This is a genomic window from Stenotrophomonas sp. ZAC14D2_NAIMI4_6 (assembly GCF_003086875.1).
Taxonomy (GTDB): domain Bacteria; phylum Pseudomonadota; class Gammaproteobacteria; order Xanthomonadales; family Xanthomonadaceae; genus Stenotrophomonas.
Genome location: NZ_CP025996.1, coordinates 4,105,031 through 4,120,688, shown reverse-complemented (window position 1 = coordinate 4,120,688; position 15,658 = coordinate 4,105,031). Strand labels below are relative to the sequence as shown.

General features: G+C 64.5%; 13 protein-coding genes. 6 read left to right on the top strand and 7 right to left on the bottom strand.

What is annotated here, in order from left to right; translation table 11 throughout:
- Positions 1–1,895: 1,895 nt before the first annotated feature.
- Positions 1,896–2,717 carry a helix-turn-helix transcriptional regulator gene (locus C1933_RS18660; RefSeq protein ID WP_159094020.1) on the bottom strand — a complete coding sequence of 274 codons (822 nt, stop codon included), beginning with the start codon at positions 2,715–2,717 and terminating at the stop codon, positions 1,896–1,898.
- A 176-nt stretch (positions 2,718–2,893) separates the two neighbouring features.
- Between C1933_RS18660 and C1933_RS18655 the strand changes: the two genes are divergently transcribed.
- Positions 2,894–5,032 (top strand): TonB-dependent receptor, encoded by a 2,139-nt coding sequence (locus C1933_RS18655; RefSeq protein ID WP_108754450.1) that lies wholly within the window; start codon positions 2,894–2,896, stop codon positions 5,030–5,032.
- A gap of 66 nt (positions 5,033–5,098) precedes the next feature.
- Here C1933_RS18655 and C1933_RS18650 read toward each other — a convergent pair whose 3' ends face one another.
- From C1933_RS18650 to msuE, 6 genes are all read right to left on the bottom strand, one after another.
- Positions 5,099–6,532 carry a PepSY domain-containing protein gene (locus C1933_RS18650; RefSeq protein WP_108754449.1) on the bottom strand — a complete coding sequence of 478 codons (1,434 nt, stop codon included), beginning with the start codon at positions 6,530–6,532 and terminating at the stop codon, positions 5,099–5,101.
- 1 nt (position 6,533) lies between these two features.
- On the bottom strand, positions 6,534–8,573 hold the full coding sequence (locus C1933_RS18645; protein WP_108754893.1) for a TonB-dependent receptor: 2,040 nt from the start codon (positions 8,571–8,573) through the stop codon (positions 6,534–6,536).
- 129 nt (positions 8,574–8,702) lie between these two features.
- Positions 8,703–9,152 carry a DUF2946 family protein gene (locus C1933_RS18640; protein WP_234414577.1) on the bottom strand — a complete coding sequence of 150 codons (450 nt, stop codon included), beginning with the start codon at positions 9,150–9,152 and terminating at the stop codon, positions 8,703–8,705.
- An 84-nt stretch (positions 9,153–9,236) separates the two neighbouring features.
- Complete coding sequence (locus tag C1933_RS18635; RefSeq protein WP_108751186.1) at positions 9,237–10,271, bottom strand: methionine synthase; 1,035 nt, start codon at positions 10,269–10,271, stop codon at positions 9,237–9,239.
- A gap of 48 nt (positions 10,272–10,319) precedes the next feature.
- Positions 10,320–11,297 carry a DUF1852 domain-containing protein gene (locus tag C1933_RS18630; RefSeq protein WP_108754448.1) on the bottom strand — a complete coding sequence of 326 codons (978 nt, stop codon included), beginning with the start codon at positions 11,295–11,297 and terminating at the stop codon, positions 10,320–10,322.
- A gap of 15 nt (positions 11,298–11,312) precedes the next feature.
- Positions 11,313–11,903, bottom strand: coding sequence for an FMN reductase (gene msuE / locus C1933_RS18625; RefSeq protein WP_108754447.1), 591 nt, complete (start codon positions 11,901–11,903; stop codon positions 11,313–11,315).
- A 75-nt stretch (positions 11,904–11,978) separates the two neighbouring features.
- Between msuE and C1933_RS18620 the strand changes: the two genes are divergently transcribed.
- The 5 genes from C1933_RS18620 (at position 11,979) to C1933_RS18600 (ending at position 15,630) form a co-directional block, all read left to right on the top strand.
- Positions 11,979–12,890 carry a LysR family transcriptional regulator gene (locus C1933_RS18620; protein WP_108754446.1) on the top strand — a complete coding sequence of 304 codons (912 nt, stop codon included), beginning with the start codon at positions 11,979–11,981 and terminating at the stop codon, positions 12,888–12,890.
- Positions 12,890–13,753: a methylenetetrahydrofolate reductase gene (locus C1933_RS18615; protein WP_108754445.1), complete on the top strand. Its 864-nt coding sequence runs from the start codon at positions 12,890–12,892 to the stop codon at positions 13,751–13,753. Before C1933_RS18620 ends, C1933_RS18615 begins: the two co-directional genes overlap by 1 nt.
- Positions 13,754–13,855: 102 nt before the next feature.
- On the top strand, positions 13,856–14,377 hold the full coding sequence (locus C1933_RS18610) for a DUF6622 family protein (RefSeq protein ID WP_108754444.1): 522 nt from the start codon (positions 13,856–13,858) through the stop codon (positions 14,375–14,377).
- Between the two features lie 43 nt (positions 14,378–14,420).
- On the top strand, positions 14,421–15,140 hold the full coding sequence (locus tag C1933_RS18605; RefSeq protein WP_108754443.1) for a GNAT family N-acetyltransferase: 720 nt from the start codon (positions 14,421–14,423) through the stop codon (positions 15,138–15,140).
- A gap of 64 nt (positions 15,141–15,204) precedes the next feature.
- The gene (locus C1933_RS18600) at positions 15,205–15,630 is read left to right on the top strand and encodes an SMI1/KNR4 family protein (RefSeq protein ID WP_159094019.1); all 426 of its coding nucleotides are present in this window, start codon (positions 15,205–15,207) and stop codon (positions 15,628–15,630) included.
- Positions 15,631–15,658: the final 28 nt, after the last annotated feature.

Here is a 15,658-nt window from a genome sequence, read left to right as displayed (position 1 = left end):
TGACAAGAAGATCTTTCGCCGACGAGCGTGGGTTGGTGAGTTCTTCGCCATGCATGAGCTAAAAGCGGGTGATTCGGTAGTAGTTGAGCGAACTGGAATTCATCGTTACCACGTTTACCCAAGACGTTGAGCAGCTTCATGACAGCTCGTTCGCGCCGAACGCGGTTCGCCGCTCGGCTTAGTTGGGCCCTGAAAGTCCGCATCTAGCCGAAAGCCACCTTTAGCTCTCGTCCGCCCTAGGGAAATCGGATGCGCGAGTATGTGCGCGCCTTGAAGGAATTCTGAGCGCAGCGCTTCTCCAGACAACTATAGCTAGAGCTCACGGTCGCTGACAATTGTTCGCGGGGATCAGGATCCCATCGAGATGGCTGCGGACTAGGTCCGTTCGGCGCCGTGGGTTTGGTGTTGCTTCGTGATGCGAAGTCAGCTTTGGACCGCAGGGTGTCACGCGACCCAAAGTGAACATCCGCAGTTCTACCGGAGCTACCTAACGGTGGCCATTGAGTCCTTTGCTCGGTCCTGTCTTGTGCTGACTTGTCCGCTGGAGCCAGCGGCCGTAATATCGAGCTGTATAAAGGTAAATCGCGCAATTCGGTGCTTTTTGGTAAGCCGCATAACCGGTCCCACGAGCTCGTTTCTTAGGTGTTTACGCATCAGGGGGGGGGTATGAATTTTCTTTTCAATAGCGATGGCCAGCACATCGCAAATTTGGTCAATGGCAAGCTGCACTCTCCGAATGGCCCAAACATCGGGCATTTTCTGGAGCAGCACGGAATTTTCATAGACATGTACGGCAGGTATCTTGGCGAGATCATCTACAGTGATCGCCTCATGTACAACTGAGCCTCTCCCCATCGCTCGGTCAACTATGGAAGTTATGGCAACTACGGGAGTGCCGGAAGCTACGGCAGTCCAGGAAACTCCGGATCTATCGGCTCTGTAGGTGGGTATGAAGACATTCCCCTTGAGAGGCTTGTTTAAGGGGCCTAGCAATTCATTCAAGTCGAGACCCATTCACCGTCTCGGATGTGACCGGGCCGCATCGCGCGGGTCGGCTGAATTCAACGTTTAGGTGCCAGGAAGATTTATGGCAATCCGCAGGCGAAAGTTGCAGCCTCCTGATTTATCGGGAACTCCGATTCTGAGTCGCTTGGAGGAGCGAGTTCTTAGGCAGATCATTGAATGGGCCGATTCCTATATGACCGCCAAGGATGCCGGTCAGCGAAGCGCAAGTCAGTATGTGCCCACGACCGAAAGGTGCAGCTCCCATTTCAACTGCAAACACTCTGAAATGCTCGCTCTGCTTAACCAGTTCGAAGGTTGGGGGCTAGTCGAGAAGCGTCGTAGGATATCGGCTGGTATCTCCGGCAATGGCTATGACGGTTCGCTACACTCTGAGGTCATGCCAACGGAACGCGGCCGCAAGGTGCTGCTTCAGAATGCCCATGGTTAGGAACTGCATGCTTATGCCTAGCAGTTCATTCAAGCCTGCGCCGCTTTGCGACGCGGCTTGATTAACGGGTTTCAAACGTCCGCTTCTGGCCGATAGCAGCCATGCCGTTGTCGAGAGGTGTATGAGCCCATATGCCCGAAGAACTCCTCACCCTGACCGAGTCGCAAGCACCACACTTCTGCACCCAACTCTGGCTCGAACTCACAATCGCCGGCAGAAGCATCTGGTCCGATCCCGACCTCCCATCCGCAATCCAACTCAATTGCCTGAAGTGGTTGAACGAAATCCAGCACCGCGTCTGGACCACCCACTCCCAGCTCTCTGCCGAACGCTTGGCCGTCCTCCTCGATCAGATCACCGCTGCCTGCGAACAAGCCCCACAACTAGCCCCATCGGTCAACTTCGCCCTTCAACAAGCAACAACAGCCGCCCAAGCCCACCATCACCCCATCGAAGCCGACGGCGCACACCCCATAACCCGCCGGTACGCCGCCGAAAATTTGCTCGCATTCGCATACCCCACCGACTGCGCCACCCGCATCACACTCACCCCACGCTCCAGCTCACCCCGCGCCCAATGCATGCGCCGGTGCACCAGGAACTGATACGGCGACATCCCCGCCGCCGCCTGCAGCCCACGGCTCAATCGCGTGTCATCTACCCCAATCGCATCGGCCATCATCGGCACGGTCAGGCGCACGTCGCGCGCCGCATCGATGTACTCGGTCAGCCGCTTCATCTGCGCCGCCGACAATACCCGCGCACCCGCAGAAAGCGCGGCGGGCTGCTGCGCCATCTGCACCAGCCGATCCAGCACCGCGTTGCCGCAGGCGTGCAGCAGTTCATCGGACAGTACGCCCGAACGCGATGCCGCCCATAGCGCATGCAGCAGCGCGCTCACCGTGGCGTCGCGGTGCAGCGCGCCGGTCAGCGGCGCCAGGGTCGGTAGGCTGACTGCCGTTGCGCCCAGCGCAGGCCAATCGATTGCCAGCCCCAGCACTTCCACCTCCGGGCTGCTGTAAGTACCGGTCTGCCCGGGCAGCACCACGTTGAACTGGCCGATGTGCCAGTGCGCGTCCAGCGCGGCGCGCCGTGGACAGATCTGCTGCAGCCGGCCGCCGCCCTTGATCACCAGCGCCAGCCGCAGTTGCGTGGGGTGGCCCATCGCGCCGGCGCTGGCGGGGAAGTGGTGATGGATGAAGGCCAGGTTGCCTGCACCGTTCGACCCGAGCACCGGCGTGGTGGCCGCCAGTTGCTGGGCCATCGTCACCTTGCTGCCGGAAATGGAGCGGTGCGCAGGCATACGGAGTAGCGCTGTTATGGAATTGTTACATCATAACATTGATGGCCCCTGCGGCCGCTGTCTCCGTTCAAGAGGTTCCCGTGCGTTCCCCCACTCCCTTGGCCGCTGCGATCGCGGCCCTTCTGCTTGCCCCATCGTTGCCCGCGCTCGCTCAGGATGCCGTCAGCCCCACCACGCTGGACGGGGTGCGGGTAACGGGCTCCAAGCGCGATACCCCGTACCTGAAGAGCGATCTGTCGGTCACCGTGCTCAACCGCGAGGCACTGAAAGAGGCCGGCGTGGTCAAATTCCGCGATCTGGACAAGCTGGCCCCCAACGTGAAATTCAACGCGATGGGCCAGCTCAGCGACATGTACATCTCCATCCGCGGCATCGAATCCAACCCGTTCCTGGTCAACCGCGCGTCGGTCTACATCGATGGCATTCCGTTCAAGGAACTCAGCAACGCGGTGCTGAACCAGGTGGAATCGGTGGAGGTGCTGCGCGGCCCGCAGGGCACGCTGTACGGTGCCAACAGTGAATCGGGTCTGGTGCTGGTCAAGACCAAGGGCCCTACCGATGCCATGGAAGGCGAGGTGAACCTGCGCAGCACGTGGTTCAGCAACGGCAATGGCAACAGCCTGGATGGCTTCGTGTCCGGGCCGCTGGGCAAGCGCGGCAACCTCTCCGGTTCGGTGGCCTTCATGGCGTCGGACGAGGACAGCTTCCTGCGCAACCTTACGCCCTTCAATGGCACCGAAGGCAAGGTGCGCGAGCAGTACCTGCAGGGCAAGCTGCGCTGGCAGCCCAGCGATTTCGTTACCGTGAATGCCTTGGCCTACCACCTGCGCACGCGCGCGCCGGGCATGTTCGAGTACGAATACCTGCCGCTGGATGTGGGCCTGTACAACCGCACCTACGGCACGCGCCTCAACGGCGGGCGCCAGGCCGGTGACTTCACCTATATCAACGATGCGCCCAAGCGCACCGAGAAAGATGAGACGGTGGCCGGCCTGAGTGCGCAGTGGCAGTTGGAAGCCGGTACGTTCGATGTGGCCGCGTCCTACCGCACCCACGAGGACGTTTCGGCGGGCTACGACTTCGACATGACCGAGAGCCCGGCACTGGCCGGGCGCACCTACGACAAGCAGGACGCCTGGAATGCCGAGGCGCGCTTCAGCTCGCCAGATGACCTGGCGTTGACCTGGATGGCCGGTGTGTCCACCTACCGCACCGACAAGGATTCGATCCTGGGCACCTTCGTCGGGCCGATCACCCGCGGCTTGAACAGCTACAACCTGGCCCCCCGGCAGACCGCCAAGGGCCAGGACTACAGCGTGTTCGCAACGGCCAGCTATTCCTTCCCCGCCGTGCCGAAGCTGACCGCCAGCCTGGGCCTGCGCCACGAGCAGGCGCGCCGTTCCACCGAACAGCGTGCCGGTTCGCTGGACCTGGCCGAAGGTGGGCTGGTGCTGTACCGCGACGCCGCGCTGGAACACACCTTCCATGCCACCCTGCCGCGCGTGTCACTGCGCTACGACGCCAGCGACAACCTCTCGTTCTACGCGGCCTCGGCCAAGGGCTATATCCCCGGCGGTTTCAATCTGGCCGCCGCGCAGAGCGATGTAGTGAATGACAAGGTGCTGCGCTACGAATCGGAAATGATGTGGAGCCACGAGCTGGGATTCAAGATGAACGTCGGCGGCGGCCGCGGCCATATCGGCGGCGCGCTGTTCCACATCACCTCGGACAACTGGCAGGAAATCCAGGTGGCGACCGATGCCAACGGGCGCCCGGTCTCGTCGGATTACGTGGGCTCGGATGCATCGATCCGCTCGCGCGGTGCCGAACTGGAAGGCGCCTATGAGCTGGCGCCGGGCTTCACCCTGACCGCCAACGTGGGCTATGTGGATGCGAAGTACACCAAGCTCTGGGCCACGGTAGACGAAAACCTGGCCGGCAACCGGGTGAAGCTGACGCCGCATTACACGGGTTATCTGGCGGCACGCTACCAGCACCCGTCCGGCGTCTTCGGGCGGGTGGAATCGGCGTTTACCGGTTCCAGCGCGCTGGATGAGCGCAACCGTGCCTACCAGCCGGCCGTGGCCATCATCGGGCTGCAGGTGGGCTACGAACAGGGCCCATGGACCGGCCGCCTGTTCGTGCAGAACCTGACCAACAAGCGGCGTGTGAACGGGTTGATCTTCGACAACCTGGCCTTCGGGCGCGACGGTAATTACTACGGGCCGATTGATAGCCCGCGCATTGTGGGCGCCGAAGTGAGCATGAGCTTCTAGTGTCCAGCAGAAAGGGGCGGTGCGCCGTAGAACGTGCGCCGCCCCGTCGTCCATCGAACCAACGTCTCAACGCGCTGGTGACGTGCGCCAACCGCGCGTGGCCAGCGCATCGAGCACGCCGACCAGCAGCAGCGTTGCGCCCACCAAGGGGAACAGCAGCCCGCCGATGCACAGCAGCGCGAACACGACGGCCACGCTGCGGCCCTGCCGGGGCAGGGGCGGAACACCCAAGCCACCCTGCGGCCGGCGCTTCCACCACATCACCGCGCCGCTGGCACACAGCACGAAGATGGCCACGCAGGCGGCGAGCAGGAACAGGCGGTTGGCCGTGCCGTATTCCTGCCCCAGGTGCACGTTGATGCCCCATTCCAGGCTTCTTCCAAGCAGGCCGTAGTCGGCGTAGGTCATGTCCAGCAGTACCTTGCCGCTGTACTGGTCCAGGTGCACCACGCGCTGCTGGTCCAGCGTCTCGGGATAGACCGAGGCGGTATATACGCCCATGGCTCCACGCGGCAGGCTGATGCTGTAGCCCGGTGCCAGACCCAGGCAAGCGAAGATCTGCACGGCGGCATCGATGCCGATGGCGCCGGCCTGCGGTGCCAGATCCCCCCGCATGCTTCCGCCATGTCCCTCATGGCCTTCATGACCTTCATGGTTGGACGGCGCAGCGTGCTGGGCGGGCGCACGTGCAGACAGAGGCAGTTGGGCCTGCTGCATCGACCAGGTAGGGGTTGTGGTGTCAGCCAGGCGCTGGTGCGACATCGGCACATCCACGCGCACGCCAGAGGGATAGCCGTAGTCGTGTCCGTTGGCCCAGGCATTGACCTGGTTGCCCCAGACCACCGACCACTGCATGCCGGTCACCGCCAGGAACAGCAGCACCAGCCCTACCCAGACGCCGGTGACCGCATGCAGGTCGCGCCAGAACAGGCGCTGGCCCGGCCGCCCGCGCACCGTGATCACGCCGCCCTTCTGGCCACGTGGCCACCACAGATATACGCCGGTGACCACCAGCAGGATCGCCCAGCCTGCGGCGATCTCGATCAGCGCGCTGGCGTAGCGGCCCAACAAGTCCAGGCTGTGCAGGCGCCGCACGACGCCGGAAAACGTACCTTTCTCCGGCAGGTGACCGAGCACGCGCGAGGTGCCGGGGTCCACGTAGTAGACCTGTCGGCGCCCATCCTTTTCGATCACGCCGATTTCCACGCTGCCGTCGGCGCGCTCTGGCATGGTGTAGCGGAAGACATCGCCTGCGGTTGCGGCCTGCACGGCGGCGATGTTCGCGCTGGGTAGCATGGCGGCTGTACCGGTGGGTTCCACCACCTTCAGACCTGCATGTACCCAGCGGTCGATGGGCTTCTGATAAAGGTAGACGGCACCGGTCAACGCCAGCCACGCGATGAAGGGCAGGACGAACAGCCCGGCATAGAAATGCCATCGCCATACGGCGCGGTAGAAGCGCAGGGGCTCGACGACAGGCGCTGTGCTGCTGGATTGCATCTCAGAGCTCCCGGGTCCAGGTCAGGTAGAGCGCGCGGCCATCGCCGGGCGAATAGCCCGACGATCCGCTGTCATACCACGCGTACAGATAGGCGCGATCGGTCGCGTTCTTCAGCTGCAGCATCAGCTGGTTGCGCGGGTTCAGCCGGTAGGCGGCACTCACATTGAGCAGGGTATAGCCGCCGTAGCGGCCCAGGGTGTTGGTGCGTTCCACGTAGTAGTCGCCCTGGCCATTGCCCCAGGCACTGAAGGTCCAGTCCGGCACGGGGCTGAACTCCACACCTGCGCTGGCCAGCCAGTTCGGCACGTTCTCGATCTGCCGACCCCGCGTGGCCGGTGCGCTCGGATCGGGGACCTCGATCGTAGCCTTCTGCCGCGAATACGATGCCCATGCGCGCCAGCGTGCATCGGGTTGCCAGTTAGCCTGCAGGTCCCAGCCACGTCGCCGGGTCTTGCCCACGTTGCCCACCTCGTTGCTGCCGACCGTACCGTTCACGCCCAGGATCGTGGCCACCTCATCCGACGCGGTCTGTTCCCAGACGGCAACGCGCGTCTGCAGGCCCGCCGCCGGGGACCATTTCAGCCCGGCTTCCCAGCCCTCGTTGATCGACGGCGCTAGATCCTGCGCCTGCGTGCGGTAGGCACCATTGCCACTGCCGATCTGGAAAGTGCGCCCCCAGTTGGCATAGGCCACCACGGCGTCGGTGATGGAATAGGAGGCACTGAACTTGGGCTGCTTGATCAGCCCGTAGTGGTACACCGGTGCCGTGCTGCCCGATGACACATCGGTGAAGTCACCGTAGATGCGATCCACGCGGTAGGCCGGTACCAGCTTCAGCCGGTCGATCGGTCGGATCACCGCCTGCACGTAGGCACCGCGCGTATCCAGGTTGAAATCCCAGTCACGCAGGGTGGCCTGGCGCTGGCGTTGCACGGTGCGGAAGCGCTGGGCGATGTTGTCCTGCCACTGCCCATCCACACCGGCATCGACCACCAGTTCGGCCAACGCGGTAGCCGGCCGCCAGCTGGCATTGAACATCAGCCCGCGCTGGCGTTCATCGTTGAAGCGTTCCTGCTGCGCACCGCCTTCGGTGAAGGTGACCCAGCGCTGGTTGCGGTAGTCATTCTGGTAGGCCTTGGCCGTCCAGTGCCAGTCGCTGCCGATGCGTCCGTCCACATGCAGTGCGGTCTGCCGAGTCTCGCGTTCGCTGCGGTCATCCCTGGCGTAGTCGGGGGACTGGGTGGGGTCTGCCTGCAGTTGCGGGTAGCTCAGGTAGCCCGCTTCCAAGGCCGCGTTCCTGTAGTAGCGGGTGGTCAGGCCGCCGCGCCAGGTGCCGTCAGGGTCGGTGTAGAACCACTTGCCGGCGAAGCTGCGCTGGGTGGCATCGGCATGGTCGCGCTCGCCCGCCGACTGGCGCCAGCCGATGAAGTAGTTCTGCGACCATGGCCCACGCTCGAAGCCTTTCGCCAGCTGCAGGTCCTGCGTACCGAAGCTGCCTGCGGTCATGCTCAGTTGGCCGTCGTTGCCGCCTTGGCGGGTGACCACGTTGACGTCGCCGGCGATGGCATTCAGGCCGTAGCGCGCGTCGTTGGTGCCGCGCACGATCTCCATGGCGGTGATATCCAGCGGCCAGACTGCATCCAGGTAGGGCATGCCCCCGGCGTTGTCGTTGCTGGGAATGCCGTCGATCAGCAGCTTCACCGCATTGATGCGGCCTTCGCCATTGAAGCCGCGGAATGAGAAACGCCCCGCATCGGTACCCATCTTGAACTGGGTCACCTGCACGCCGGGGGCGTTCATCAGCAGCTCCCAGCTGTGTTCAACGCGCTGCGACTGCAGCACGTCGCCGCCGATGACGTCGACCGAGCTGAAGACCGCGCGGGCGCTGCGGTCCCAGGCGTCGGTGGCCGTGGCCTGGACGGTGCCCAGGGTGAGTGCGGTACCGTCCTGCGCGGAAGCGGTGGATGGCAACAGGCACAGGCAGCCCAGCGCAATGGCCAGGCTGAGCGACAGGGGAGTGCGGGTAGGGTTCGGGGTCATGGTCACAGCACGCGGCACCACCGGCCAGCAGACCGGTAGTGCAGAAGTCAGGAAACGCCGCTACGCCCGCGCAGACAGGCGCAGGCGTTGGGAGCATTGGCAGGTATGCCGCGCGTCAGGCGCGGATGATCAGGCCCGCTGCGGGGGCCCGCGGGCGCCCAGGTGTCCGGCGGCGATGCTGGCGCCCCACTGCAGCGCCCAGGTGCGTGCGAACTGCGGCGGTCGCCAGCCGATCAGTGCGATCAGCAGCGCTACCAGCAGGCTGACCATGCGCGCGGCAATCAGGCAGTAGTCGCAGTCCACGCCCATGTCATGGTTGGCGTGGGGGTCGCTCTTGCCTGCCGTAGTGTCGGCATGCGCGGTCATGGCCACAGTGCTTTCGCTGCCGTGGTGGTGGTGCGCGCTGCTGGGGTGTTCATGTGGCGCCGGGCCGCCCTGTTCAGCCGCGTGCAGGGTGTGCGCGTGCGGTGCTTCTGGACTGTGGGCGATCCACCGGCTCAGCAGTGGCGCAGCCACGATGAGCAGCATGGCGATGGCCGCCATCAGGGTCAGGCTGCGGTGGAAGGGAACGGCGCGCACGCCGGCATTGTAGGCCAAGGCTGGACGCTGGACCGGCAGACGGGAAAGGGGTGCGACACGCGGTCGCACCCGCTGGATTCGCCCTCAACGAATTCCCGCAAGCTCCTCGCGCACGATCTGCGCGCCCGCACTCAGCGCCCGCAGCTTGCCGCGCGCCACCTCACGCGGCAGCGGCGCCATGCCGCAGTTGGTGCAGGGGTACAGCTTGTCGGCATCCACGAACTGCAGCGCCTTGCGCAGGGTGTTGGCCACTTCTTCCGGCGTTTCCACCGTGCTGGACGCCACATCGATCGCGCCCACCATCACCTTCTTGCCGCGCACCAGTTCAATCAGGTCGATCGGAACATGCGAGTTGTGGCATTCCAGCGAGATCAGATCGATGCTGGATTTCTGCAGTTTGGGGAACGACTCTTCGTACTGCCGCCATTCCGAACCCAGCGTCTGCTTCCAATCGGTGTTGGCCTTGATGCCGTAGCCGTAGCAGATGTGCACGGCGGTCTGGCACTTCAGGCCCTCGATGGCACGCTCCAACGTGGCCACGCCCCAGTCGTTCACCTCGTCGAAGAACACGTTGAAGGCCGGTTCGTCGAACTGGATGATGTCCACGCCGGCCGCTTCCAGTTCCTTCGCTTCCTCGTTGAGGATCTTCGCGAATTCCCAGGCCAGCTTTTCGCGGCTCTTGTAGTGCGCGTCGTACAGCGTGTCGATCATGGTCATCGGGCCGGGCAGGGCCCACTTGATCGGTTGTGCGGTCTGCCGGCGCAGGAACTTCGCATCTTCCACGAACACCGCCTTCGGCCGGCTGACCGCGCCCACCACGGTGGGCACGCTGGCGTCGTAGCGGTTGCGGATGCGCACGGTTTCGCGCTTGTCGAAATCTACGCCGTCCAGGTGTTCGATGAAGGTGGTGACGAAGTGCTGCCGGGTCTGCTCGCCGTCGCTCACGATATCGATGCCGGCGTGCTGCTGTTCCTGCAGGGACAGGCGCAGCGCGTCCTGCTTGCCCTCGGTCAGCGCGTCATCCTGCAGTTTCCAGGGCGACCAGAGCTTTTCAGGCTCGGCAAGCCACGACGGCTTGGGCAGGCTTCCGGCGGTAGAGGTCGGCAGTAGTTTCTTCATCGGTATCGGGGTCTTGTGTCCTGGGGAGGGAAATCGAGTGAACAGCGGTCAGCGCGCAGCCCACTGCTCAAGCACGCTGCGGTAGGGCTTGATGAAGTGTTCTTCGGTGAAGCGGCCCTGCTTCACGGCCAGTTGGCTGCGCTCTTCGCGGTCGTAGACGATGCGGGTGGATGAATAGTCCTGGTGCTTCAGGCTGGGCTGGTAGACCTTGCCGGCCACCGAATTGGCGTTGTAGATCTCCGGGCGGTAGATCTTCTGGAAGGCCTCCATCACGCTGATGGTGCCGATCAGTTCCAGGTTCGAGTAATCGCCCAGCAGGTCGCCCTGGAAATAGAACGCCAGCGGCGCAACGCTGCCCGGCGGCATGAAGTAGCGCACCTGCAGGCCCATCTTGTCGAAGTACTGGTCGGTGGGCGAGAACTCACCCTGGCGGTATTCCACGCCCAGGATGGGGTGGTGGTTCTCGGTGCGGTGGTAGGTCTTGCTGCTGGAAACGCTGATGCAGATGACCGGCGCCTTGCTGAACTGCGCGCGGTAGGCGTCGGACTGCAGGAAGTGCTTGAACAGCTTGCCGTGCAGATCGCCGAAGTCTTCGGGAATGGCAAAGCTGTCCTTGCCCTCGTTGCTGGCCGGCAGCACTACGCTGAAATCGTAGTCACGCACGTACGAGGAGAAATTGTTGCCGACGATGCCTTCGGTGCGCGCGCCGGTGTGCGTATCCACCAGGGTGGGGCGCAGCACTTCGATCAGCGGGAACGGGTCGCTGCCATCGCTGCCGTCGATGTGCATTTCCACCGAAATGATGTCCAGCTCCACCACGTAGCGATCGGCGTTGGGGTTGTCCCAGTGCGCCAGGTCGTTGCAGCGGTTGTTGATCATGCTCAGCGTGTTGCGCAGGTTCTGCTGCCGCGCCGCGCCGCGTGCCAGGTTGGCGAAGTTGGTGGTGATGCGGGTGCCGTCGGCCGGCTGGTAATCCTCGTTGAACGGGATGCGCGTGATGCTGAAGGTAAAGGTGTCTGTGCTCATGGGCGGCATTCCGGTTCAGAGGGTTGCAAGGGTGGCGGCGGGCTGCGGCAAGGGGCGGTGGGACAGCGCCAGCAGCGGCAGGGCGCGCTGCACGGCCAGTTCGGCGCGCTGCAGCAGGGCCGGGTCGTGTACGCGGCCGTCGGCGAAGTCCTTGTCGGTGGCGTACACCCCCAGCGGCAGGGTGCGGGCCTGGAAGAAGCTGAAAAGCGGCCGCAACTGGTGGTCGATCATCAGCGCGTGGCGCTCGCTGCCGCCGGTGGCGGCCAGCAGGATGGGGGTGTCGACCAGCGCGTCCTGCTGGATGAAATCGAAGAAGTGCTTGAACAGACCGGTGTACGAGCCGCGGTAGACCGGCGTGGCGACTACCAGCACATCGGCCTGTTCAACCGCAGCCAGTGCCTGTTCGGCGCTGTCGGGCAACTGCGAACGCCACAGCGCGCCAGCCAATTGCGGGGCCAGTTCGCCCAGTTCAATCAGCTGCGGCTGGCTGGGCAGATGGTCGCCCAGCAGGTCCAGCAGGTGTTTGCACAGGGTGGCCGCCCGCGAGGGGCGCTGCAGGCCGCCGGATACGGCGACGATTCGGAGGGGGCGGTGGGGAGAAAGCATGACCCGATGCTAGTCAGGGCGTTCCATGACGTAAAATGGTTTTACTTCACACATCCATGAGCGGGGCTCATAGACATGCTGGAACGTATCCACCTCAGCATCGTCCAGCAGGTTGAACTGCAGGGCTCGCTCACCGCCGCCGCCGGCGTGCTGAACCTGACCCAGTCGGCGCTGAGCCACAGCATGAAGAAGCTGGAACAACAGCTGGGCACCGATGTCTGGCTGCGCGAGGGCCGCAACCTGCGCCTGACCCAGGCCGGCCAGTACCTGTTGGCCGTGGCCAACCGCGTGCTGCCCCAGCTGGACCTGGCCGAAGAGCGGCTGGGCCAGTTCGCCCAGGGCGAGCGCGGCTCGCTGCGCATCGGCATGGAATGCCACCCCTGCTACCAGTGGCTGCTGAAGATCGTGTCGCCCTATCTGGCCGCCTGGCCCGACGTAGATGTGGACGTGAAGCAGAAGTTCCAGTTCGGCGGCATCGGCGCCCTGTTCGGTTACGAGATCGACCTGCTGGTGACCCCCGACCCGCTGCTGAAGCCGGGCCTGACCTTCGTACCGGTGTTCGATTACGAGCAGGTGCTGGTGGTGGCCAGCAACCATCCGCTGGCCAAGGTGGACCATGTAAAGCCGCGCCAGCTGACCCAGGAAGTGCTGATCAGCTACCCGGTGCCGTTCGAGCGGCTGGACATCTACAACCAGTTCCTGCTGCCGGCGGGGGTGACCCCGCGCCGCCACAAGGCGATTGAAACCACCGACATCATGATGCAGATGGTGGCCAGCGGCCGCGGCGTGGCGGCCATGCCGCGCTGGCTGGTGGAAGAGTACGCCGCGCGCATGGACGTGGTGCCGGTGCGCCTGGGCGCGAAGGGCATTCCCAAGCAGATCTACCTGGGCGCGCGCGAATCGGATACCGCCATCGATTATCTGCGGGCCTTCGTGGATCTGGCACGCGGCAGTTCGGCGGTCGCGCGCGCGCACGGGGTTGGCTGATGTCCATGGAAAGCGGGGCGCGGGCGCGGGCCTTCCTGGATGCGTGTTCGTGGGAAGTGAGCGCCAAGGCCGTGCAGGCCCTGCGCGCCGAGGCCGCACGCATCGCGCCGGGCACCACCATCTCCATTCCCTACCTGGCCAGCGAAGATGACGAGGCGCGGCTGGCGGCGGCACGGGCCATACGCGAGCTGGGCTTCCAGCCGATGCCGCACCTGTCGGCACGCCGCATCGGCACGCAGGCCGCGCTGGAACGTTTCATCCAGCGGGCCGTGGGCGAGGCCGGCGTGGAGCGCTGCCTGGTGATTGCCGGCGATCTGGCGGCGCCGGCCGGGCCCTTCGCCGACAGCACGGCGATCATCGAAACCGGTCTGCTGGAACGCGCCGGCATCAAGGTGGTGGCCGTGGGCGGGCACCCGGAAACCCACCCGGTCATGACCGCCGCGCAGCGCTGGCAGGTGCTGGAAAACAAGTGCCAGCGCATTGAAGCGCACGGCATGGCGCCGTGGATCATCACCCAGTTCGCCTTCGATGCCGAAATAGTGCTGGCCTGGTTGAATGCACTGCGCGCACGCGGCGTGGCGCACCCGGTGCTGGTGGGCATTCCCGGGCCGGCCAGCGTGACGCGGCTGGTGCGCTATGCGGCCATGTGCGGGGTCGGCGCGAGCACGGCCATGCTGGCCCGCTACGGCATTTCCCTGGGCCGCCTGCTGGGCTCGGCCGGGCCGGACCGGTTCGTGGACAAGCTGCTGGCCGGACTGGGCGACGAGCTTGGCCCGGTCAGCCCGCACTTGTTTCCCTTCGGCGGCATCGCGCCTTCGCTGGACTGGGTGCAGCAGTACCGGCGCAACGCCCGGTCAGGGTAAGCGGCTGACACCTGTCACTTGTGGCGGTTTCGTGCAGGACCATAATCGAGGCGTCAGATAACCGCAGCACGCCCTCAACCTGCCGACAAGGAATGCCCCGCAATGATCATGCAGATCCTCTCGCACACCCCGCTCTGGGTCTGGGCCCTGCTGGCCTTCCTGGTGTACCGCGGCATCGCCGCCATGAAGCCGGGGGAAAGTTCGCTGGTGCGGCTGGCGATCGTGCCGGCCCTGTTCCTAGTCTGGGGCGCATGGTCCATCAGCCATCGCTACGGTGGCTCGCTGCAGGCCTGGGGTGAATGGCTGGTCGGCATCGCTGCCGGCGCGGCCAACGGCTGGCTGCTGCTGCGCCGCGCGACGCTGGCGCTGAACCCGGCCACCGGCAAGCTGCGCCGCAGCCCGGACTACAGCCTGCTGCCGCTGCTGCTGGTCACCTTCCTGGTGAAGTATGGGTTTGAGGTGGCATTCGCGGTGTCGCCGGCACTGGCGGGCCATGCCGGGTTCACTGCCGCGTACCTGCTGATCTCGGGTGGCTTTGCCGGCATCTTCCTGGGCAAGTTCTGCCGGTACGTGGTGGCAGTGCGCCGGGGTGCGGGTGGTGGCGCGCTGGGTGTGGCCGGTTGATTCAAATACCGAACAACCCTTGCACACGGATGTGAGACGTAGGATGTCCAAACCGACCTGCAACGTTGCCCAGTACTGGAATGGCCTGTTCGACGCGGGAATTCCCGTTCCGACGGTGGATGCATTCCGGCTGGCCATCAACCCGCAGCTTGCCGAGCAGCGGCGGGCCATGATCCTGGTGACCACCGACGGCGCTACGCGCGCTGCCGTATCCGAGCGCGTTGCCTCTGCGCTGCGGTTTGCACCGGGTGGCCCGGCGGTATCGTTGCAAGGGCTGCGCAAGGCGCTGCAGAGCGCTGGCATCGAGATGCACGCGCCGGATGTCATCTACCACGTTGGCGAACAGGGAGTGCCTGTCGCGCGCGACAGCAGCGCGATCGAGGTGCGCCAGCTCATACCTGACGATGCTGCGCTTTTTGAAGGATTCATGGCACAGACCCCGGTGGCCGACCAGGATGATGCGTCAGTCGAGCTGGGGCACTGGGCGACCTTCGGGGCGTTCATTGAATCCGAGCTTCTGGCGGTCTCCAGCCTTTACCCTTGGGGTGGGGAGGAAATCGCGGACATGGGGGTGCTGACCATGCCCCGTGCACGCGGCAAGGGGCTGGCAGCCGCCCTGGTGCAGACCATGATCGAATACGCCGGCACGCGTGGTTACGATGCGCAGTACCGCTGCCAGCATGACAACGTCGCCTCCAACCGGCTTGCGCAGTCGCTTGGCCTGAAAGCCTATGGACAGTGGGAGGTGGCGTGCACGCCGTAAGCGTGCCAAGGCGCCCCGCGCATGGCAGGATGCTCGCAGAATCGGAAGCGCCCAACGTACACGCATGTTGAAACTCATCGACTCCTCGCCGCTGGTGGATGACGCGACCCTCGCGCGTTTCAATGCCTACTTCGGCAACAAGCTTCCCCCGGCCATGCTCGCCTTCTACCGCAGCGCCAACGGTGGCTACCTGCGGGGCGAAGACGAGGATACAGACCCTACCGGCGTGGCTTCCTTGATTGCCGTGGGTGATGGCCGCACCTGCATCGAAAACCTGCACCGGGATTACATCCAAGGGTTTCCCCATCTGGCCGAGTACGTGCCATTCGCCGAAGACAATTTCGGGAACTGCTACGTGCTTTCACTGCGCGATGAGGATTACGGGCACATCTATCTTCACCTGCTGGAAGACGATGAGCTGATGCTGATTGAAGACTCGTTCGAGGAACTGATGGAAGGCATCGAGCGGCGGCAGCAGGAAGCGCGCTAGCCGGCCGCGGCCGCTTGCGGGAAAACGC